This window comes from Nonomuraea sp. CA-218870, from assembly GCF_050936535.1.
Classification (GTDB): Bacteria; Actinomycetota; Actinomycetes; order Streptosporangiales; family Streptosporangiaceae; genus Nonomuraea; species Nonomuraea corallina.
The window spans coordinates 543,513-563,576 of sequence record NZ_JBNJMN010000002.1 but is presented as its reverse complement, the minus strand read 5'-3'; the positions used below and the strand labels follow the sequence as shown (position 1 = coordinate 563,576).

21 protein-coding genes are annotated in these 20,064 nt (G+C 71.6%); 6 read left to right on the top strand and 15 right to left on the bottom strand.

What is annotated here, in order from left to right; all coding sequences use genetic code 11:
* Positions 1–17: 17 nt before the first annotated feature.
* From ACQEUU_RS31305 to ACQEUU_RS31250, 12 genes are all read right to left on the bottom strand, one after another.
* A complete protein-coding gene (locus tag ACQEUU_RS31305; RefSeq protein WP_433072691.1) occupies positions 18–2,870 on the bottom strand; it encodes a CDP-glycerol glycerophosphotransferase family protein in 2,853 nt (950 codons plus the stop codon).
* A 94-nt stretch (positions 2,871–2,964) separates the two neighbouring features.
* Complete coding sequence (locus ACQEUU_RS31300; RefSeq protein WP_270157426.1) at positions 2,965–3,285, bottom strand: MGMT family protein; 321 nt, start codon at positions 3,283–3,285, stop codon at positions 2,965–2,967.
* Positions 3,273–3,632 carry a hypothetical protein gene (locus ACQEUU_RS31295; protein ID WP_433072690.1) on the bottom strand — a complete coding sequence of 120 codons (360 nt, stop codon included), beginning with the start codon at positions 3,630–3,632 and terminating at the stop codon, positions 3,273–3,275. The genes ACQEUU_RS31300 and ACQEUU_RS31295 overlap by 13 nt, the downstream gene beginning before the upstream one ends.
* Positions 3,633–3,654: 22 nt before the next feature.
* Positions 3,655–4,797: a S8 family serine peptidase gene (locus tag ACQEUU_RS31290; protein ID WP_433072689.1), complete on the bottom strand. Its 1,143-nt coding sequence runs from the start codon at positions 4,795–4,797 to the stop codon at positions 3,655–3,657.
* A 5-nt stretch (positions 4,798–4,802) separates the two neighbouring features.
* Positions 4,803–5,711: a hypothetical protein gene (locus tag ACQEUU_RS31285; RefSeq protein ID WP_433072688.1), complete on the bottom strand. Its 909-nt coding sequence runs from the start codon at positions 5,709–5,711 to the stop codon at positions 4,803–4,805.
* Between the two features lie 56 nt (positions 5,712–5,767).
* A complete protein-coding gene (locus ACQEUU_RS31280; RefSeq protein WP_433072687.1) occupies positions 5,768–7,075 on the bottom strand; it encodes a S8 family peptidase in 1,308 nt (435 codons plus the stop codon).
* A complete protein-coding gene (locus ACQEUU_RS31275) occupies positions 7,069–7,785 on the bottom strand; it encodes a hypothetical protein (RefSeq protein ID WP_433072686.1) in 717 nt (238 codons plus the stop codon). The genes ACQEUU_RS31280 and ACQEUU_RS31275 overlap by 7 nt, the downstream gene beginning before the upstream one ends.
* 56 nt (positions 7,786–7,841) lie before the next feature.
* Positions 7,842–9,023, bottom strand: a complete 1,182-nt coding sequence (gene moeZ, locus ACQEUU_RS31270) for an adenylyltransferase/sulfurtransferase MoeZ (protein WP_433072685.1) — start codon at positions 9,021–9,023, stop codon at positions 7,842–7,844.
* 76 nt (positions 9,024–9,099) lie between these two features.
* Positions 9,100–9,960, bottom strand: a complete 861-nt coding sequence (locus ACQEUU_RS31265; protein ID WP_433072684.1) for an alpha/beta fold hydrolase — start codon at positions 9,958–9,960, stop codon at positions 9,100–9,102.
* Positions 9,961–10,068: 108 nt separating this feature from the next.
* On the bottom strand, positions 10,069–10,659 hold the full coding sequence (locus ACQEUU_RS31260) for a TetR/AcrR family transcriptional regulator (protein WP_433072683.1): 591 nt from the start codon (positions 10,657–10,659) through the stop codon (positions 10,069–10,071).
* 24 nt (positions 10,660–10,683) lie between these two features.
* Positions 10,684–11,412, bottom strand: coding sequence for an ABC transporter ATP-binding protein (locus ACQEUU_RS31255; protein ID WP_433072682.1), 729 nt, complete (start codon positions 11,410–11,412; stop codon positions 10,684–10,686).
* Positions 11,409–12,551 carry an ABC transporter permease gene (locus tag ACQEUU_RS31250; protein ID WP_433072681.1) on the bottom strand — a complete coding sequence of 381 codons (1,143 nt, stop codon included), beginning with the start codon at positions 12,549–12,551 and terminating at the stop codon, positions 11,409–11,411. Before ACQEUU_RS31250 ends, ACQEUU_RS31255 begins: the two co-directional genes overlap by 4 nt.
* Before the next feature lie 711 nt (positions 12,552–13,262).
* Between ACQEUU_RS31250 and ACQEUU_RS31245 the strand changes: the two genes are divergently transcribed.
* Entirely contained in the window at positions 13,263–13,571 is a 309-nt protein-coding gene (locus tag ACQEUU_RS31245) for a hypothetical protein (protein ID WP_433072680.1), read from the top strand.
* 832 nt (positions 13,572–14,403) lie between these two features.
* Here ACQEUU_RS31245 and ACQEUU_RS31240 read toward each other — a convergent pair.
* Together ACQEUU_RS31240 and ACQEUU_RS31235 are read right to left on the bottom strand one after the other, a co-directional pair.
* A complete protein-coding gene (locus ACQEUU_RS31240) occupies positions 14,404–14,685 on the bottom strand; it encodes a hypothetical protein (protein ID WP_433072679.1) in 282 nt (93 codons plus the stop codon).
* Between the two features lie 346 nt (positions 14,686–15,031).
* On the bottom strand, positions 15,032–15,970 hold the full coding sequence (locus tag ACQEUU_RS31235; RefSeq protein ID WP_433072678.1) for a Ku protein: 939 nt from the start codon (positions 15,968–15,970) through the stop codon (positions 15,032–15,034).
* A 51-nt stretch (positions 15,971–16,021) separates the two neighbouring features.
* On the opposite strand from ACQEUU_RS31235, the gene ligD (ACQEUU_RS31230) reads away from it, so the two are divergent.
* The 5 genes from ligD (ACQEUU_RS31230) (at position 16,022) to ACQEUU_RS31210 (ending at position 19,063) form a co-directional block, all read left to right on the top strand.
* Entirely contained in the window at positions 16,022–16,939 is a 918-nt protein-coding gene (gene ligD / locus ACQEUU_RS31230) for a non-homologous end-joining DNA ligase (protein WP_433072677.1), read from the top strand.
* Positions 16,936–17,820 carry a non-homologous end-joining DNA ligase gene (ligD, locus tag ACQEUU_RS31225; protein WP_433072676.1) on the top strand — a complete coding sequence of 295 codons (885 nt, stop codon included), beginning with the start codon at positions 16,936–16,938 and terminating at the stop codon, positions 17,818–17,820. The genes ligD (ACQEUU_RS31230) and ligD (ACQEUU_RS31225) overlap by 4 nt, the downstream gene beginning before the upstream one ends.
* 33 nt (positions 17,821–17,853) lie before the next feature.
* Entirely contained in the window at positions 17,854–18,063 is a 210-nt protein-coding gene (locus ACQEUU_RS31220) for a hypothetical protein (RefSeq protein ID WP_433072675.1), read from the top strand.
* A gap of 62 nt (positions 18,064–18,125) precedes the next feature.
* A complete protein-coding gene (locus ACQEUU_RS31215) occupies positions 18,126–18,746 on the top strand; it encodes a TetR/AcrR family transcriptional regulator (protein WP_433072674.1) in 621 nt (206 codons plus the stop codon).
* A gap of 86 nt (positions 18,747–18,832) precedes the next feature.
* The gene (locus ACQEUU_RS31210; protein WP_433072673.1) at positions 18,833–19,063 is read left to right on the top strand and encodes a DUF3107 domain-containing protein; all 231 of its coding nucleotides are present in this window, start codon (positions 18,833–18,835) and stop codon (positions 19,061–19,063) included.
* A gap of 75 nt (positions 19,064–19,138) precedes the next feature.
* Here ACQEUU_RS31210 and ACQEUU_RS31205 read toward each other — a convergent pair whose 3' ends face one another.
* Positions 19,139–19,783, bottom strand: coding sequence for a ferritin-like fold-containing protein (locus ACQEUU_RS31205; protein ID WP_433072672.1), 645 nt, complete (start codon positions 19,781–19,783; stop codon positions 19,139–19,141).
* Positions 19,784–20,064: the final 281 nt, after the last annotated feature.

Here is a 20,064-nt window from a genome sequence, read left to right as displayed (position 1 = left end):
GGCGGGAGAACGCCGGATCAGGAGAAGATGTGGTCCACGACGCGGGCGGTGGCCTTGCCGTCGTCGCGGGGCGCGAACGTGGCGCGGAAGGCGTCGTAGCGGTCGGCGTGCGCCGCCGCGACCTCGTCGATCGACCGCAGCGCGTCGACCACCTCGGCCGAGGTGGACAGCACCGGCCCCGGCGCGATCTCGGGCAGGTCCAGGTAGAGACCGCGCTTGGTGGCGTACTTGGCCAGGTCGTAGCCGTACAGCACGATCGGCCTGCCGGTCACGGCGAAGTCCATCATGACGGACGAGTAGTCGGTCACCAGGACGTCCGCCACCAACAGCAGATCCGTAATATCCGGATAAGTCGTGACGTCGTGGGCGATGTCGGGAACGGCGGGCACCGCCTGCATCGGGTGACCCCGTACCAGCAGCTCGTGGTCCGCGCCCAGCGCCTCCCGCGCCTTCGCCAGGTCGAGCTTGACCATGGCGTTCTTGCGGTCGTAGTCGCGCCACGTGGGCGCGTACAGGACCACCCGCTTGCCCTCGACCAGCCCGAGGCGCCGGCGCACCTCGGCCGCCAGCTCCTCGCGGTCGGGAGCGGTCAGCACGTCGTTGCGGGGCAGCCCGCACTCCAGCACCTCGCCCTGGTAGCCGAACGCCTTGCGCAGCACGGGCGTGGCCCACGGCGACTGCGACAGCAGCACGTCCCAGCCGCGCACCTCGGCGGCCTGCCGGTGCCAGACGGGCGGCCTCGGGTCGCGCCGCATGTGCGGCTGGTCGTTGCCGATGTGCTTGACCGGGGTGCCGTGCCAGGTCTGCAGCACCACCTGGCCCTCGCGGGAGCGGAACCAGACGGGCAGGAACGAGTTCGTCACGATGTAGCGGGACCTGGCCAGCGCCGCCTTGTGCTCCCGGCTGCCGGTCCGCACGACGGTGGCGGGGCCTGGCGGCGTGAACGCGCCGTCCTTGACGATCCAGATGTGCTCGCGGTCGTCGCCGCGGCGCAGCCGCTCCTCGTAGATCGCGCGGACGCTGTCGGCGTACAGCCGGCCCTCGTTGACCACGTAGACGGTGGCGTCGCCGAGCGGCTCGGTGCGCTGCTGCGGGTAGAAGACCTTGCGCAGCACGTGGGTGCCGGCCAGGCCCTTCTCGTCGGCCGGCCGGTCCTCCTCCGACAGCACCACCGGCACGTCGAAGCGGGTGGACACCAGGCGGAAGCAGTGGCCGCCGGCCGTGCGCGGGGTCTCGTCCAGCCCCTCCAGCGCGGCGTGGTCCATCCGCACCGGGACGATCTCACCGGACGGGTGGCGCATGGACATGTTCCAGGTGCCGGAGGCCAGCGGCACGGGCTCGCCGAAGCGGTCCATCGCGCCGGGCTCGAACCGCACCTCGAACCGCTCGCCGGTGCGCTCCATCGGCAGCTGGTAGGACAGCCCGGAGCGGTGGCGCAGCGAGATGGCGCGCGGCCCGGCGGCGTCGGGGTAGCTGCCGCGCAGGACCAGCGTGGCGCCCTCCCACCCGGCCGAGACGATGACGGGCCGGATCCGGTGGGCGGAGACGATCACACGGTCGCGCCGGTCGCCCAGCACGGTGATCTCGCGGTCACCGCTGGTGAACCGGGTCTCCCCCAGGTCGCCCAGCATGACCGTGGCGGCCGGGTCCCCCTTCGGCTCGACCCACAGCCGGCGGCCGTCCTTCTCCTGCAGCAGCGCCGGCACGGCCAGGTCGAGCGTCACCTCGGTGCCCGAGCCCTTGGGCGTGAAGTCCGCGGCGATCCGGTGGCCGCCGAGCCTGGCGTGGCCCTTGGTCACCACCCGGCCGGGCATGGCGATCCTCAGCTTCAGGTGCTCGTCGTCCACGGTGACGCCGGTGAGCTCGGCCCGGTTGGGCTGGAACGCCACCTGGAGCGCGCGGTCGGAGGTCCACACCGGCCGGACCCACCAGCCGGGCCTGAGCTGACGTCCGGCGGGCCGCTCGCTGCGCCCGACGCCGTAGCCGCGCAGCAGGCCGGTGGCCCAGGCGCCGCGACTCCAGAACACGATCTCGGCCCGCCACGTCGTGGTGTCGGCCACGGCCGGGCGGCGGCGCAGCCGGCGGCGCACCGCCGAGACCACGCCCCGGGCCGCCCCGCGCCAGCGCAGCGCGAACGGGTTGAGCTCGGCCGTGAAGCCGGACCAGTCGTAGTTGCAGCCGACCTCGCGGGCTCCGTGGGTGGCCTCGGGGGCGAGCACGCGCCGGGTGCGCAGGCGCACCGGCGGCAGCCAGCGCGGGCCGCGCAGCACCACCGTCGCCCAGTTGAAGCGCCGGCTGCGGACGGACAGCCCGGCCAGGTAGGCGTAGCCGGAGATGCGCAGCCTGCCGCCGTCCCAGACGATGTCGTCGATGTGCGTGACGGGCACCAGGTCGGCCTTGCGCAGCCGGTACAGGGCGGCCGGCAGCTCGTCCTTGAACGGCAGGTCGGCGTACCAGCGCAGCCCTTTGCGGATGCGCCTGGACGGCTCGGCGGCGGCCGCCACGACCTCGGCCAGGGTCTCGCCCTCGGCCAGCTCCTCGTCGGAACGGGCCTCGATGAGGTGGCACATGAGGCGGCGGGCCACCGGGAGCTCGCGCTTGACCTTCGGATCCACCCCGGCGAGGTACGGGCGCACGAGGGCGAGGAGTTCGCGCCGCGTCGCGGGACCGCGCTTGACCGCCAGGTCCATCCGCGCGCCCAGCGGCCCGCTGAGCACCTCGGCGTCGAAGGCCGGGTCGCGTCCGCCGGGCCCGACGAGGCTCATGACGTCGGCGAGCGGCTCGCCGCGGTCGCAGAGGTCCTGGACAGCCTTGAGGCGGTCGGGGACCGCTTCGCCGCCCGGGCTCTGGGCTGTTACGCCGTTAGCCATCGGGTAGGCACCGCCTTTCAGGCCGCCGTCTATGTTCTGCCTATGGTAATAGGAGTCACATGCAGCCAATTCGCGCTGTTCGCGAAGAGGCAGGTCAGTGTGCTTCCTGTGAATCCGCTGAACGCCCGTCCCAGCGCGCGCGGCGCATGTCGGCCCGTTCGCCGCGCAGCGGAGTGCCCTCCTCGCGCCAGTGGGACAGGCAGCGGGCCTCGTGCCCGGGGGCGCCGGTGCCGTCGGCGTGCACCACGCGCCACCAGGGCACGCCGCCGCCCCAGGTGGACATCACCCGCCCGACCTGGCGCGGTCCGCCCTCGCCGAGATACTCGGCGACGTCGCCGTAGGACATCACCCGGCCGGGCGGGATCCGCTCGACGAGGTCGAGCACCCGCTCGGCGTACGGGGTCAGGGAGTCCACGCGGCCGGCCCCGCGGCGAGCATCTCGTCGAACGCGCCGATCGCCAGCGCCGTGCCGTCGGCCAGCACCTCCACCACGCCGTCGCGCAGCGCGTAGACCTCGCCGTCCTCGCCGACGAGCCGGGCGCCGAGCGCGCCCGACAGCCGCACCAGCTGCGCCACCTGCCAGTCGGAGCCGGGCTCCCCGACCACCTGGCCGCGCCACGCCCCCACGGCGTGGTCGCCGTCGCCGTGCCTGGCGACGATCTCGTCGGACCCGCGCAGCTCGAACCCCGCCGCCTCGACCGCCTTCACCAGGTCCGCGAGGGCGATGGGCGACTCACGAACCACGCGCAGCTCGTATCCCATGAGGCGCGACCTTAGCGGATCTTCACTGTCTGCGTTGGTTGAGAACCACGATCCCGCCACAGAACAGCACAAGCGCTATCAGAACCCCGAGCCCGTACAGCCAGAGCCGCCACGGGTCCGGTCCCGGCGCCGACGGCGGCGGGGAGTCCTCGCCCTGCCCGAAGTGCTGATCACTCGGTACGGGGATGCTGCGCCGCTGCCCGGCGAGCCCGGCCGCGGCGTTCAGCGCGGCGCCCGCGTCGACCACGCCGAAACCGGTCCGCTCGTCGTAGCCGGCGGCGGGCCTGCCCCTGGCGCCCGCGGCGAGCGCCTGGGCCACCTGGTCGGGCCGCAGGCCGGGGTGGCGCGCCTTGACGAGCGCGGCGACCCCCGCCACCAGCGCCGCGGCCGCGCTGGTGCCCTCCGACGTGCCGTAGCCGCGGCCGCGCTTCATCACGGGAACCCCGGACCCCGGCGCGGCGACCAGCACGGACAGGTTGTCGCTGCTGTACGGGGCCACCTGGCTCCGCTTGTCCACGGCCGCGACGCCGATCACGCCCGGGTACCCGGCGGGGAAGCTCCAGTAGGAGGTGCCGTTCTCCCTGGCGTACTCCGTCCGCCCGTCGTTGCCCACGGCCGCGACCAGCACCACGCCCTTGCCGAGCGCGTACGAGACCGCCTCCCGCTCGGACCGGTGCGCCCCGTACGTGCCGATGGACATGCTGACCACCTGCGCGCCCTGGCCGACCGCGTAGCGCAGGGCGCGGGCGAGCGGGCTCTCGATCACCGCGCGGTCCTCGGCCAGGGGCGGGTCCACCCGGTCCGGGTCCTCCGACACCGCCAGTGGCAGGGACAGCACGCGGGACTCGGGCGCGACGCCGACGTAACCGCCGTCCGCGCCGGAGGCGGCGATGAGCCCGGCCATCGCGGTCCCGTGCGCGCCGGGGGCCGCCTCGCGGCGGACCGCGCCGGAGCTCATGTCGGGGCCGACTGTGACGCGGCCGCGCAGCTCCTTGATGCCGGGGTCCACGGCGCTGTCGATGACGGCCACGGTGACGCCCGCGCCCTTGGTCGTCTGCCACGCCTGCTCGACGTTGAGCGCGTCGAGCACCCACTGCTGCTGTTCGCGGATGGGCGCCTGCGCGGGCGTCTGCAGCACGAGCAGGGCGGCGGTCAGCGCGCGCACGGCGGCTAGCACACGTTCCCCTGGGTGCACGGCGGGACCTTGGGCGGGTCGGCCAGGAAGTAGGCGACCTGGTTGCCGATGGATCTGGCGGCCGGCCACAGCTCGCTGTGCAGGCTCTCCTCCTGCCGGATCGCGGCGCGGGTGCGGCCGTCGGCGTAGCCGCCGGTGGTGAAGACGAGGTAGGGGCCGGCGCCGACCCAGCCGGTGCGCTGACGCTGCTGGACGCCGAACCGCTCGGTCACGGTGCCGGGGAAGGCGACGGGCAGCACGCCGACCCGGTCGTCGTGGGTCAGGTCCCCGCCGGCCGAGGCCCGCGCCTCCTCGTCGGCCAGCACGGCCACGCCGACGGTGAAGACGAAGGTGGAGGTCTGGTCGACGTACGTGGCGCGCAGCATGCTGACGCACCCGTGCTCGGTCAGGACGGCCCCGACGGCCGGGTCCACGGCGTCGCGGCAGCGCGCCTCGGGGGCGATGCCGACCCGCCTGGCGTACTGCTGGGCGCGGTCGAGCCCGAGGTACTTCAGCTCCTCTGGGAAGATCCCGGTGGTCGGCCACGCCTGCCAGCGCCGGGCGATCTCCTCCTGCTTGTAGCGGTTCTGCTCCTCGGCGGTCAGCGGCCGGGAGCGCGTCTCCCTGAACAGGCCCACGGTGCCGACCAGCACGACGACGGCCGAGAGGGCGACGATCACCCCGACCAGCGTCACGAACACGCGCCGGTAGCGGACCCCCTGCTGCACTTCGTCGATCTGGGCGCGGTTCCGCGCCGGTCTCCCGGACCAGCCCCCGGCGCGGCCGGTCGCCGACGGCCAGTCGCGCACGCGCGACCTGCGGCCGGTGCCGAGCGGGTTCCTCCGTCCCGGCGTGGCGTTCCCCCCGGCGCGCGGCAGGCCTGTCGTGGACCTACGTGCCTTCACCACCGCCTCGTTCCCAAAGCTCGGCTCTGTGTCATTCGTCCCCTCAACGGGACGGATCATGCGTCCTGGTCATTGTGCGCGCGCCGGACCCGTCTCACCAACGTCAGGATGACCACGAGGGAGCCGATGGCGCCGCCCGCCGACGCCGCCGCGATGGAGGCGTGCAGCACGATGCGCCGCTCGTCGCGGTGGACGACCCGGACCGGGCCCGGGTGGCCGCCGCCGAGCGGCCTGGCGGGGTCGTGCGCCTGCCGGGCGGGCGCGGTCTCGGTGTGCCGGGCGAGCTTGGCCGCCTCGGCCAGCGCTCTGGCGGCGTTGACGACGCCGAAGCCGGTGCCGGTGTCGTAGCCGCCGGGCGGGCTGTCGGTGGCGCCGGCGGCGAGGGCGCGGGCCACCAACGGCGGCGACATTTTCGGATATTTCGCTTTTATGAGGGCGGCGACGCCGGAGACCAGCGCGGTCGCCTGCGACGTGCCGCGCCCCACCCAGTACTCGTCGCCCGGCCCCGCGCCCATGATGTCCACTCCCGGCGCGGCCACCAGCACCGAGGAGTTGCCGTTGGAGAACGTCGCCCGCCGCAGCCCGGCGTCGGCGGCGCCGACCGCGACCACGCCGGGGAAGGCCGCGGGGTAGGAGTACGGGGCCGCCCCCGCCACCTGGCGGGTGCCCTCGTTGCCGGCGGCGGCGACCAGCACGACGCCCTTGCCGATCGCGTACCGGACCGCCGCCCGGTCCTCCCTGCTGGCCAGCTCCTTCGAGATGGACAGGTTGATGACGTCGGCGCCCCGGTCGACCGCGTAGCGGATGCCCCTGGCCACCACGTCCTCGAACCGGCGGTCGACGTTGAACGTGCGGAACCCGGGCTCCTCGTCCTCCAGGATCACCCGTACCGACAGCACCCGGGCCTCCGGGGCCACGCCGATGACCCCCTTCTCGCCGCCGGGGCCGTGTCCGTGGCCGGCGATCAGGGACGCCATGTACGTGCCGTGCAGCCGCCGGGGCGGCACCCCCGGCGGGTTGGCGCCCTCGGTGAAGTCCCTGCCCACGGTGACGGAGCCGGCCAGGTCGCGGTGGTCCGGGTCGACCCCGGAGTCGAGCACGGCCACCGTGACGCCCGCGCCCCGGCTGACCTGCCAGGCCGCGGGCAGGTCGAGCGTCCTGATCACCCGCTCCTGCCCGCCGCGCACCTCGTCGGCCCGCGCCGGCCCCGCGTCGAACGCCAGCGCCCCGGCCACGGCCAGCGCCCCCGCCCGCCGCGCCCACGCGCGCCCGCGGCCGGTCGCCGCGGCCCCGGCGCGCGGCCGGGACGGGGCGCCTGAGCGGCCGGGCGAGCCGGTTCTCGCGGGGAGGCGGGAGGTCAGCACTGCCACTCCCCGGCGGCGCAGTCGGGCATCCGGGGGCGGCTCAGGTCGGCGAGGATCCTCTCGGAGATCTCGGTCGCGAAGGCGAAGACGGCCGGCCGCTGCTCGGCCGCGCGGGCGGGCCGCCCGTCCACCTGCCCGGCCGTGGTCAGCACGAGGTACGGGCCGGACTGACGTACGGAGCCCTGCTGGCGCACCGAGGGCGTGAACCGGTCGGCCACGGTGCCGCGGAAGGCCAGCGGGCGCAGCCCGGGGACCGGCGCGCCGCCGGCGGGGAAGACGGCCTTGGCCCGGACGGCGCGCGCCTCGTCGGGCAGGGCCACCACGCCGACGGTGACGAGCACGCCGCGCAGGGCGTCGATGTACGTGGCGCGCAGCACCGCCCGGCACCCCGCATCGGCCAGCGCGGGGGCGGCCTCGGCGTCGACCGCTTCGGCGCAGCCGGTGCGCGGCGAGATGCCCAGCCGGCGGGCCCGCTCCCGGCCGCCCTGCTCGGCCGAGTAGGGCGGCGTGGCCGGGAAGACGCGCCCGGCCTCCCAGGTGCGCCAGCGCTGGGCGACCTCGCGCTGGGCGGCGGCCTTGAGCTCGGCGGCCGTCGGGCCGCGGGTGAGCTCGAAGCCCGCCGAGCTGGCCGCGACCCCGGCGGCCACCGCGCAGACCAGGGTCAGCGCGGAGGCCACCGTCAGGATGGGCCAGAGGCGAGCGTTGTCCACGGGATCGACCTTAATGCGGCCGACCCGCCGCCACCCGCATAAACCGGACCCTTGGTCTAGTACTCCGGCAAGCTGGGGTCCACGGTCTTGATCCAGCTCAGCACGCCGCCGCCGACGTGCACGGCGTCGGCGAACCCGGCGTTCTTGACGACCGCCAGGGCCTCGGCGGAGCGGGCGCCCGACTTGCAGTGGAGCACGATCCGCTTGTCCTGCGGCAGCTTCTCCAGGGCCGAGCCGTTGAGGAACTCGCCCTTGGGGATCAGCGTGGCGCCGGGGATGCTGACGATCTCGTACTCGTTGGGCTCGCGGACGTCGACGAGGTAGATGTCGTCGCCGGCGTCCTGCATGGCCTTGAGCTCACGGGCGGTGATGGTGGAGCCGGTGACCGCCTCGCTGGCCTCGTCGGACAGCGCGCCGCAGAACGCCTCGTAGTCCTCCAGCAGCTCGGTGACCGTCGGGTTCTTGCCGCACAGGACGCACTCGGGGTCCTTGCGGACCTTGACGTCGCGGTACTTCATCTCCAGGGCGTCGTAGATCATCAGCCGGCCCACCAGCGGCTCGCCGATGCCGGTGATCAGCTTGATGGCCTCGTTCACCTGGATGGACCCGATCGACGCGCAGAGCACGCCGAGCACGCCGCCCTCGGCGCAGGAGGGGACCATGCCGGGAGGCGGGGGCTCCGGGTAGAGGCAGCGGTAGCAGGGGCCCTGCTCGGCCCAGAACACGCTGGCCTGGCCGTCGAAGCGGTAGATCGAGCCCCACACGTACGGCTTGCCCAGCAGCACCGCGGCGTCGTTCACCATGTAGCGGGTGGCGAAGTTGTCGGTGCCGTCGAGGATGAGGTCGTACTGGGAGAAGATCTCCATGACGTTCTCGGTGGTCAGCGAGGTGTTGTGGACCACGACGTCGATGAGCGGGTTGATCTCGCGCACGGACTCGGCCGCGCTCTCGGCCTTGGGCCGGCCCACGTCCGACTGGCCGTGGATGACCTGGCGCTGCAGGTTGGAGTCGTCGACGACGTCGAAGTCGATGACGCCGAGCGTGCCGACGCCCGCGGCGGCGAGATACAGCAGCGCGGGCGAACCGAGGCCGCCGGCGCCCACACACAGCACCTTGGCGTTCTTCAGCCGCTTCTGCCCGGCCATCCCCACGTCGGGGATGATCAGGTGGCGCGAGTAGCGGCGCACTTCGTCAACGGTCAGCTCGTCAGCCGGCTCGACCAGCGGTGGCAACGACACTTTCTACGCTCCCGTTTCAGGGGACTTATCTCCCTGTGAAACCTAGCCGGGCAGTGGGGCATTCCCCAATCGCGTCTCACCCATCAGACGGCGTGCCTCCGCGGCGACGAGCCGGGGCTGCTCCATCATCGCCACGTGCCCGCAACCGGGCAGCAGCACGAGCCTGACCTGCGGGAACGCGCGGACCGCGCGGGGCCGTGGCGGGCCTGACCAGCCGGTCGTGCCTGCCGTGGATGATCAGTGTGGGAGCCTCGACGCGGGTGGCCAGCCGCCACAGCGCGTCGGGGCCGCGCCGCAGGTACTCGGTCACGATGCCACGGGCCGAGCCGAGCATGGCGGCGATCGTGTGCGGCAGGTCGTCGCGGCGGCGCAGCTCCTCGACCGCCTCGCTCAGCCGTACCGGGTGGACGGCGTGCGCGTTCGCCCAGACGAGCCGGAGCGTGGCGTTGACCCGCTGCTCGGCGGGGAGCAGCTTGAGCCTGGACGCGACCCACTCCCCCAGCACGGGCGTGGCGGCCGCCGCGACGCGCACCGGGCCGTACCGGGGATACAGGTCGGGCAGCGCGGGCGAGACGAGGGTGAGGGAACGCACCAGGTCGGGGCGGGTGGCGGCGACCCGCACGGAGACCGCGCCGCCGAGCGAGTTGCCGAACAGGTGGGCCGGGCCGGTGTGCTCCAGGAGGCCGATCACGGCGCGGGCGTGGGCGGGCACGCTGTAGTCGCCGTCGGGGGCGGCGGGCGAGCACCCGGCTCCTGGCAGGTCGATGGCGTGGCCGGTGACGACGTCCTTGAGCTCGTCCATCAGGTCGGTCCAGTTCGTCGCGGAACCGGCCAGCCCGTGCACGAAGACCGCCTGCTCGCCGGGGCCTTCGGGGGTGGACCTGACGTGCACGGGCCCGATCATCCGTCCCGGCCAGTGCGCGACCGGCTCTGCCATGGCCCCCTCCTCGATCTCCTGTGCGTCTCTTCCCGTCCTCACCATAGGGAGCGCGGCGAGCGATCTTCAAACGGGCCGGGCCGCACGACGCCGGGGAGGGTCCCCGACTCAGGGCTCCGTCTCGGCGCGGACGCGCACGAACGGCTCCAGCAGTGCCCGCGCGGACTCCCAGGTGGTCTCCAGGTCGGTGCCGGACTCGATCAGCCGGGAGCCGGCGAACACGATCGCGTTGATCATCTCCGCCGTCTCCGGCACCGCTGGGACGCCGAGGTCGCCCAGCGCCTCCACGAGCGGCTCCAGGAGCTGCCGGTGCATCGCGCGGCTCTGCTCGGCGACCGTGTCTCCCGGCACGACCTCCGCGAGGACCGTGGCCAGCGCGTGCTCGCCCTCCGTGATGAGCTCGAAGTTGGTCAGCACGTAGGCGAGCACGCGGTCGGCAGGGGACCCGGCGTCGTCCATCGCCGCCGCGACCCGCGCCGACCAGCGGGGGAAGACGTCCTCCACCACCGCGTTGAGCAGGTCTTCCGAGGACCGGAAGTACTGGTAGAGGCTGGGCCGGGCCAGGCCGGCGCGCGCCGCGACCCGGGTCAGCGTCGGCGGCCGGCCGGTCTCCGCGAGGATCTCCCTGGCCGCGTCCAGCAGCGCCCGGTGCTGGGCCGCCCGGTGCTCGGCCACGGTCGACGCCCGAATGCGTGGCACCCGCCCTCCTCCGCCGTGGTCGGTCTACTCCGACAGTCTCCCATCCACCATCGTGAGGACGCGGTCGCAGTGGCCGAGCACGTCGTGATCGTGGGTGACCATGACGGTCGCGACGGACGACTCGTGCGTCTCGTGCGCGAGCAGCGAGACGATGTCGTCGCTGCGTGCCCGGTCGAGCGCGGCGGTCGGCTCGTCCACGAGCAGCACGGCCGGCCGGGTGACGAGGGCGCGGGCGATGCCGACGCGCTGCCGCTCGCCGCCGGAGAGCTGGTGCGGGCGGTGCCCGGCGCGGTGCCCCATGCCGACCCGCTCGAGCAGCTCGCGGGGGTCGTGACCGTCGCCCGCTCGCCTGCCCGACACGTCGAGCGCGAAGCGCAGCTGGTCGAGCGAGGTCAGGGCCGGGATGAGGTTGCCGGACTGGAAGACGAACCCGATCCGTTCGCGGCGTTGACGCGCCTTCTCCCTGGCCTTGGCCCGGGAGATGTCGACGCCGTCGAGCAGGACCCGGCCGCTGTCCGGCGTGGTGAGCGCCCCGGCGACGGCGAGCAGGCTCGACTTGCCGGAGCCGGACGGCCCGACCACGGCGACGAACTCGCCCGGCGCCACGTCGAGGTGCACGTCGTCAAGGGCGGTGACCATGGCGTCGCCGTCGCCGAGCTTCAGGGTGACGCCCTCCACCCTCAGGCCGCCGCGGTCCTGGGCGGCCGGCTCGCGCGCGTCCGGGCGGGGGGATGTGGAGCTGGTGGTGGTCATCTCTGCCCTCCCAGGGCTGCGAGCGGGTCGACGCGGACGATGCGGCCCACGGCCGCCGCGGCTCCGGCGAGGCCGAGGCCGACGAGGAGCAGCGCGGCCAGGACGAGCGGGGGCGTCTCCAGCGCGAACGGCATCGGCGTGGTGGTGAGCAGCGTGCCGCCGCCCACTCCGATCAGGAAGCCCACGGCGGTGGACACGATCAGGATCACGGTCGCCTGGATCATCGTGTCCCGCATGAGGTAGCCGGTCGAGGCGCCCATGGCCCGGATGACGGCGAGCTCGTGCCTGCGCTGGATCGTCCACACGGTGAAGAACGTGCCGACGACGAGCGCGGAGATGGCGTAGAGGAACACCTGGATGAGCGTCAGCGTGGCGGTCTCGGCGGTGTAACCGGGCGAGGCGCCGAAGGACTCCTCGAGCGTCATGCTCGTGGTGCCCGCCGCGGCGTCGCCGCCGGCCAGGTCGATCGCGTTTCCGTCCCGGCCGCGCAGCGCGATGGCCGTGGCCTCCTCGTACGCCCCTTCCCGGACCTCGTCGTCCGGCCCGGCGCCCGCGTGCACCTGCTGCCAGGAGCGCAACGGCAGGTACGCCACGTCGACATGGCCGAAGGTGCGCTGGTCGCCGGTGGTGCCGACGACCTTGAGCCGGGTGTCGAGGCGGTCGATGACGACGGTGTCGCCGATGGCCAGGCCCAGGTCCAGGACGGTCTGGCTGACCACGATCCCGTCGGCGTCACCGAGCCCGGCGCCGTCGGAGACCTCGGGCGCGAGGAAGGAGCCGGGTTCGACGCCGAACAGGGCCAGGTCGATCGGCACCTGGATGCCCCCCGCGGTGGTGGCCTTGGCGTTGACCAGCATGTTGCCGAATGGCGCGGCGTCGCCGACGTCGTCGCGGCCCTGCCACGCCTCGGCCCGGTCCACGTTGACGGTGCTGCGGGAGAAGGCGGAATCGGTCTTGGTGCCCTCGGCGAAGGCGAACGCGGTGACGGGCAACCGCTGGAGCCCGGAGACGCCGTCGTTGACGAGCCCGGCGGACAGGCCGGACAGCAGCACGACCAGGGTCGCGATGAGGGCGACGACCCCGCCCATCAGGCCGAAACGTGCGCGGGCGAAGACCAGCTCGCGCCAGGCCAGGAACATGGCACTCCTTCGCAGAAGGGGATTTCACGGGGACGGTTGAGCGCCGCGACTTACCGACGCGCCGTAGGAAAGATACCAACACCATGTCGGGACCTGCCCACGGCCTCGCGCCCATGGATCTCACGACGCGCCGGGAGCGGCACAAAAGGCGGCCGGATGTCGTTTGTGGCGGCCACGACAGGAAACCATGACAACAGCGATACCGAAGGTGACCTCTCCGACACTCACCGTGATGAAGATCCGGGTCGGTGGCATGACAGGCACACCGGCCGCGGGGAGGACATTCGCCGGAGGAGGACCGTCGAGCGGCCCCTCCGGCGAATGCCGGTCATGGACCGTTCACGCGTTCGCCGTCGCCTCACGGAGTGGGCGCGAGAAAGGGCGACGCCCGTGCCCGCATATCGCTTTTACGCGACACGCCATGCTCCGGCGTGCCCTTTTCCGGCGCGATTCGGGAGCGGATCACGTAGGCCGGACCTCGTTTTTCCGGGGCGGCCCTCCTTGGCCTCTAATCGGACATTTTTCACATTTCGCGCGATAGATCTACAAGACAAGCAATAAGACTGTTAATGCATCGCAAAATGGGACGATTCTCGTTTACTGGATCACAAGCCCGGAAATGACATTCACCGGATGACTCACCGGACGACTCGTAGCAGTCATCCGGAATCGTCGAGAACGGGGCAATCGAACCTTTAGGGGGAAAACGCAATGCCCAAGCTCAAGAGTGTTATCGCGGGCCTCGCCGCCGGCGCCGCGCTGACCGGCGGCCTGGTCGCCGGCGGTGCGACCGCCGCCGTGGCCGCGCCGACCGCCGCGCCCATCGTCGCCAACGACGACTGGGACGGTAACTTCTTCGGTCACCACCACGGCTTCTTCGGCCACCACCACCACGGCAAGAGGTGCGGCCGGCACCACTGGGGCGGATACCGCAGCAAGAGGGTGTGCGTCGTGGTGAGGAACTTCAACGTCAACGACAACGAGCGCCGCAACCGTCACCACCGCTGGGACGGCGACTAATCGGTCTCGTAGCGATGGGATGAGTGCTTGTTTTCATCCACGGCCGTCCGGCTCCTTCCCAGAGGAGTTCTGCGGCCCAGGATGAATGCGAGGCCCTCGGAAACGGTTCACGCCCTAGGGCGTGGCCGGTCCTGAGGTTCGATTCCCCTCGTCTCCGCGGGAACATACGGGGCTCCGCCGGCACTGACGCCGGCGGAGCCCTTACGCGTCCCCACCGCCTTTTCACCCCCGCCGTCTACGTCCTCGTCGGTGCTCGCCTTCGCCGGCCTGCCGTCATCGCACCGCCCCGGCCGCCCACCGCCTGGCGGGCCGCTTTGAGTGTGCGCGTCCGATAGGGGTGGTGGAGCTGCTCCGAGGGTGCAAGGGCCTCTCGGCCGGGGCCCGCCGAAGCCCGAATACCACTCTCCCCCGGACCACCAGAACCCCGAATACCGCTCACCTGGGCCGCCAGAACATCCGAATACACCACTCCCCGGAACACCAAATGCCTGAATCGCCGCTTCGCCGGATTCCGAACGCCGCATGAGCCACCTCCGGAACCGGCCCGGACGAGAACAGCGAAGAGGGCTCCGCCGGCGCCATTGCCGGCGGAGCCCTTCGACGTTCACCGCGGAGATCCGTGAAAATAAAATCGGACGGGCCGCGTCATCCGACGCGGCCCGTCCACGAGAGCCCAAAATTCACCACAGACCGGAAACCGTATCCCCCGAGAGGGCTCGACGACCGTCAATGAGAACGAGCGCTCATCATTTCACCGTCAACGACGGCTGATCACCACCCGACGGCGCACTCCATTGGCTAAGCCATGTGACGGTCGGCGAGGTTGTCCGCGTCAGTCACCGTTACGGTCCCAGTCCCAGTCGCGGTGGTGACGGTGGTGCTCCTGCGGGTTCCGGTTGAAGTTGAAGTTCTCGACGATGATCCGGATGTTCCGGTGCTTGCGGTGGCAGCGCCTGCCGCAGAAGTGCCCGCCGGTCAGGACCGACGTGCCCGCGCTGACCTGGGTGGCGGCATTCGCGCTGGTAGCGGTCATGGTCGCGCCCGCGACCACGACACCACCGGTCACGGCGGTGCTCAGGGCGAGGCCCGCGATAACGCTCTTGAGCTTGGGCATTGCGTTTTCCCCCTAAAGGTTCGATTGCCCCGTACACAACCTTTCCCATTGCGTAAGAAAGGTCTCGGATGATTGTGGAACACTCATCCGGTAAGCGTCATTCCCGGCGCTGTGAGCGAGCAAACAGCTATCTCGCCATTTTGCTATGCATTAGCATTGCTATTGCTTATATTCAACGTCTATGAAATGAAATACCCTGAATTGTCTGTAATGTCCTATTCGGTGATCGCGAACCCACAGGACACCACCTGGGGAGGCGCGAGCGGCATCCGAGGAAACGACGTCGTTCATCCGTACGGGACGGGTTCGACGCCGGAGAGCACGCCCCGCTCAGCCGGTCACGGTGTCAGGCCGACTTGCGGGCCTTGCGCTTGGCGGGGGCCTTCTCGCCTTCCGCGCCCTTGTCGCCCTTGTCGCCCTTGCCGGCCTTGGCCTTCGCCTTGCCCGAGGACCCTGAGGACCCCGAGGACCCCGAGGCGGCTCGTTCGGGCTTGGCCGGAGCGCCCTCGCGTTCGCGCTTGGCCGCCTCGACGCTGGCCCGCAGCGCGGCCATGAGGTCGACGGCCGGGCCGCCCTCCTCCTCGGTCTCCGGGGCCGCGACGACCTCCTTGCCCGCCACCTTCGCCTCGATGACTTCCTGCAGGGCCTCGCGGTAGGTGTCGTGGTACTCGGTCGGGTCGAAGTCGGCCTCCATCGTGGAGATCAGCGACTCGGCCATCTTGAGCTCCTGCGCGCGCACGTCGATGTCCTCGTCCAGGAACTCGAAGTCCGGCTTGCGGATCTCGTCCGGCCAGAGCATGGTCTCCAGCACGAACACCCCGTCGCGCACCCGCAGGGTCGCCAGCGACTCGCGCTGGCGCAGCGCCACCTTGACCACCGCCACCTGCCCGGAGCTCTCCAGCGCGTTGCGCAGCAGCACGTACGGCTTGGCTCCCTGGGCGTCGGGCTCCAGGTAGTAGGACTTGGCGAAGTAGATGGGGTCGATCTGCTCGGCGGGGGCGAACTGCAGCACGTCGATGCGGCGCGAGGTGCTCAGCGGCAGCCCCTCGAAGTCCTCGTCGGTGAGCACGACCATCTCGCCGGTGGCCAGTTCGTAGCCCTTGGCGATGTCGGCGTAGGGGACCTCCTCGCCGTCCACCGTGCACACCCTCTTGTAGCGGATGCGGCCGCCGTCGTCGCGGTGCACCTGGTGGAAGCTGACGTCCTTCTGCTCGGTGGCCGAGTAGAGCTTCACCGGGATCGTGACCAGCCCGAAGGAGATCGCACCTTTCCAGATGCTGCGCATGGGCAACTCCTCAGCAGTAGCGGGCGGCTCACCACGGGGCACATACCCGTCATGGTGCAACCAATGCCATATCCCATCGAACCCATGCTCGCCGTACCTGGGGTATTACCATCCGATCCCGAACGGTATGCCCTGGAGGTCAAATGGGATGGCATCCGGGCCATCGTGTACGCGGATGGTGAACCGAAGGTAACGGGGAGGCACGGCGCCGACTACACCCGCCGTTACCCCGAGATCCTGGCGCATGCGGTGAAAGGGGCCGTGATCGACGGCGAGGTGGTCGCGCTCGGTCCGCACGGCCGCCCCAGCTTCGTCCGCCTGCAGCGGCGCATGCACATGACCGACCCCGAGCCGCTCGTCCTGGACCGCTTCCCCGTCACGTACCTGCCCTTCGACCTGCTCGTCCTGGACGGCACCCCGCTGTTCGGCCTGCCGTACCGGGACCGGCGGGCCCTGCTGGACGCTCTGGACATCGGCGCTCCCCCGTCCTTCCCCGGCGGGTCGGACCTGCTGGCGGCCACCCACGAGCAGGGACTCGAAGGCGTGGTCGCCAAGCTGCTCGACTCGCCCTACGAGCCGGGCGTGCGCTCCCGCTCCTGGATCAAGGTCAAGCACCTGAGCACCACCGAGGTGGTGATCGGCGGCTGGAAGCCGGGCAAGGGCCGCCGCGCGGGCGGGATCGGCTCGCTGGTCATGGGCGTGTTCACCCCGCGCGGGCTGACGTACGTGGGACACGTCGGCACCGGACTCACCGACGGGACGCTGGCGGAGCTGTACGCGCTGCTCCGGCCGATGGAGATCCCGCGGAGCCCGTTCCACAACCCGGTCCCGTGGCGTAATCGATGGGTTAGACCCGATCTCGTCGGGGAGGTGGCGTACACGATGTGGACCGACGAGCTGAGATTGCGGCATCCCGTGTGGCGCGGCCTGCGGCCCGACAAGCCGCCCGCGGAGGTGACGGCCCGATGAGTGCGGCGAGCAAGGTGCCGGTGCGGGTGGACGGGCGGGAGCTGACGCTGAGCAACCTGGACAAGGTGCTCTATCCCGAGTGCGGCTTCACCAAGGCCGAGGTCATCGACTACTACAGCAGGATCGCCCCGGTGCTGCTGCCGCACGTGGCGGGCCGGCCGCTGACGGTCAAGCGCTTCCCGGACGGCGTGGCCGGCATGTCGTTCTTCGAGAAGAACGCCCCCGAGCACACCCCCGGCTGGGTGCGCCGGGCCCGGCTGCCCGCGCCCGGCAGCACCAAGGACCGCGAGACCATCGACTTCGCCGTCCTGGAGGACCTGCCGGGGCTGGTCTACTACGCGAACCTGGCCGCGCTGGAGCTGCACGTGCCGCAGTGGCGGGTGGACGACGACGGGAGCTCCCTGCCGCCGGACACGCTGGTGTTCGACCTGGACCCGGGGCCGCCCGCGACGATCGTGGAGTGCTGCCAGGTGGCCCTGGCGCTGCGTGAGGTGCTGGCGGCCGACGGCCTGGAGGCCAGGCCGAAGACCAGCGGCAGCAAGGGCATGCAGCTGTACGCCGCCTGGGACTGCCGGGAGGAGCCGTCGGCGTACGCCAAGCGGCTGGCCCAGGCCCTGGCCAAGGAGCACCCCGGCCTGATCGTCAGCGTGATGGCGAAGAAGCTGCGGACGGGCAGGGTCTTCATCGACTGGAGCCAGAACAACCCCGCCAAGACCACCGTCGCGCCGTACTCGCTGCGCGCCAGGGAACGGCCGACGGTTTCCACGCCCCTGCTGTGGCAGGAGGTGGAGAGTTGCCGGAGCCCTGAGGACCTGGTGTTCACCTCGTCCGATGTGCTGGCGAGAGTGGAAGAGCATGGCGACCTGTTCACCCAGGCGTAGTCTGAATCCGTCCACACGAAGAGGGGGACCGACATGTCCGAGATGGACGTACGCGGAGACGACGACAACTTCGCCGAGGACGCGGAGCTGCCGATCGAGACTCCCGCGGCCGACGCCGCCGAGCAGCAGCGCCAGCTGCGCGAGGAGGAGGAGATGCGCCGCGAGCTTCCCCTGGAGGTCAACCCGGCCGACGCGGTGGAGCAGGATCGCGTGGTCGAGTACGACGACGACGACTATCGCTGAGGCGGCGGCACCCCCCACGTAGGATGTCGGCAGACCAGGCACGAACACCCATGGAGACCCGCGTGACCGCTACCCCGGACGCCAAGCCCCGGGGCACCCGGCTGCCCCGACTCGCCCGCCGCAGGCAACTGCTCAGCGCGGCGCAGGAAGTGTTCGTCGAGAACGGCTATCACGCGGCCGCCATGGACGAGATCGCCGACCGCGCGGGGGTCAGCAAGCCGGTGCTCTACCAGCACTTCCCCGGCAAGCTGGAGCTCTACCTCGCGCTGCTGGACCTGCACGTCGACGACATGGTCAACCGGTGCAGGGAGGCCCTCGCCTCCACGACCGAGAACAAGTCGCGGGTGCAGGCGACGTTCAGCGCGTTCTTCGACTTCGTCTCCACCCAGGGCGAGGCGTTCCGGCTGGTCTTCGAGTCCGACCTGCGCAACGTGGCGCCGGTGCGGCAGCGCGTGGAGCGCTCGCTGCACGAATGCGCCGAGATGGTCAGCGCGGTGATCCAGGAGGACACCGGCTGCACCAGCGACGAGGCGCACCTGCTCGGTGTCGGGCTGGTGGGCATGGCCGAGGTGAGCGCCCGCTACTGGGTGACCAAGCACGGCGCCATCCCCAAGGACGCGGCCGAGCAGCTCATGGCGCGGCTCGCCTGGCGGGGCATCAGCGGTTTTCCGCGTACGGCTTAACGCGTTCGCTGGGCGCGATCAGCTGGGTTTTCCCCGCGCTGAGCGGCGACGATGGGGGAGGCCCCGCCCCGTTGAAAGGGAGCATGATGGAAGTCAAGATCGGCGTGCGTTCGGTGCACCGTGAGCTCGTGGTGGAGACCGACCTGTCGGCCGAGCAGGTCGAGGAGGAGATCAGGCAGGCCCTCGCGGCCGATCGTGGTGTCTTCGCCATCACCGATGTGAAGGGCAGGCGGGTGGTGGTGCCGGTGGCATCGCTGGGCTTCCTGGAGATCGGCGAGGACGAGTCGCGCCCGGTGGGCTTCGGCGGCACCCTCTAGGCCGCCGTCCCTCAGGACGTCACCGGCCCGCGTGCCGCGCTCGTGAGGGCGCGGCACGCGGGCCGGCGGTGTTCGTCAGATGCCGAGGGCCGCCATCCGCTTGCCGTGCTCCTCGGTCAGCCTGGCGAACAGGCGGGAGATCTCCGCCTGGTCGTTCTCGCCCGACTCCACCAGCATGGTGGCCAGCTCCGGGCGCGCCGCCGCGACCCGCTGGCCCTGGCTGAGCGCCTCGCCGACGAGCCGCCTGGCCCACAGCGCCAGCCGCCCGCCCGCCGACGGGTCCGCCGCGACCCCGGCCCGTACGCGCTCGACCGCGAACTCCGCGCGCCCCTCGTCCTCCAGCACCACGTCGACCAGCTCGACGATCGACGGGGCCAGGCGGCGGGCCGCCTCACGATAGAAGTCGAGCGCGATGCCGACCCCCACGTACGCCTTGACCAGCGCCTGGAGCCAGTCGGCCGGGCTGGTCTGGGTGTGCCAGGCGTCCAGCGCCTCGGCGAACGGCTGCATCGCCCGCTCCGGGTCGGCCCCCAGGTCGCGCAGCCGGCCGTACAACAGCCGGAAGTGCTGGTATTCGGCGACGGCCAGCTCGCACAGCGCCGTCCGGTCGGCGAGCGTGGGCGCCAGGGCGGCGGCGTCCTCCGTCATCCTCGTGAAGGCGCTCAGCTCCGCATAGGCCAGGACGCCGAGCAGGTCGACGACCCCAGGAGACTCGTTCATGGATGGCAGCGTACTTCCGGCAATGTTCGGGAACATACGTAAGCCTGGCCAGCGTTGTGCTATCGAGTACACTGCTCTGAGAAAGTGCGACCGCACTGTGTACATTCGGGGTTCTGTCCCCGGATCCCCCGATCCCCGGGCGCGCGGTCGTGATGACACGAGAGGGCTGGCTCTACCGCGAGGACCCAGGAACGGGGTCGGTTTTTCCACCCGTCGGTCCCGGCAGGCCCGCCTTCATTTGAGACTGAGGCAGGCCACGCTGACGACTTTCCGAGACCTCG

Coding starts and splice junctions, on each gene's coding strand:
- ACQEUU_RS31220 (WP_433072675.1), top strand. CDS start 17,854: ATGTCCGAGATGGACGTACGCGGAGACGACGACAACTTCGCCGAGGAC.
- ligD (WP_433072676.1), top strand. CDS start 16,936: ATGAGTGCGGCGAGCAAGGTGCCGGTGCGGGTGGACGGGCGGGAGCTG.
- ACQEUU_RS31305 (WP_433072691.1), bottom strand. CDS start 2,870: ATGGCTAACGGCGTAACAGCCCAGAGCCCGGGCGGCGAAGCGGTCCCC.
- ACQEUU_RS31205 (WP_433072672.1), bottom strand. CDS start 19,783: ATGAACGAGTCTCCTGGGGTCGTCGACCTGCTCGGCGTCCTGGCCTAT.
- ACQEUU_RS31210 (WP_433072673.1), top strand. CDS start 18,833: ATGGAAGTCAAGATCGGCGTGCGTTCGGTGCACCGTGAGCTCGTGGTG.
- ligD (WP_433072677.1), top strand. CDS start 16,022: ATGGTGCAACCAATGCCATATCCCATCGAACCCATGCTCGCCGTACCT.
- ACQEUU_RS31295 (WP_433072690.1), bottom strand. CDS start 3,632: ATGGGATACGAGCTGCGCGTGGTTCGTGAGTCGCCCATCGCCCTCGCG.
- ACQEUU_RS31245 (WP_433072680.1), top strand. CDS start 13,263: ATGCCCAAGCTCAAGAGTGTTATCGCGGGCCTCGCCGCCGGCGCCGCG.
- ACQEUU_RS31265 (WP_433072684.1), bottom strand. CDS start 9,960: ATGGCAGAGCCGGTCGCGCACTGGCCGGGACGGATGATCGGGCCCGTG.
- ACQEUU_RS31240 (WP_433072679.1), bottom strand. CDS start 14,685: ATGCCCAAGCTCAAGAGCGTTATCGCGGGCCTCGCCCTGAGCACCGCC.
- ACQEUU_RS31255 (WP_433072682.1), bottom strand. CDS start 11,412: ATGACCACCACCAGCTCCACATCCCCCCGCCCGGACGCGCGCGAGCCG.
- ACQEUU_RS31250 (WP_433072681.1), bottom strand. CDS start 12,551: ATGTTCCTGGCCTGGCGCGAGCTGGTCTTCGCCCGCGCACGTTTCGGC.
- ACQEUU_RS31235 (WP_433072678.1), bottom strand. CDS start 15,970: ATGCGCAGCATCTGGAAAGGTGCGATCTCCTTCGGGCTGGTCACGATC.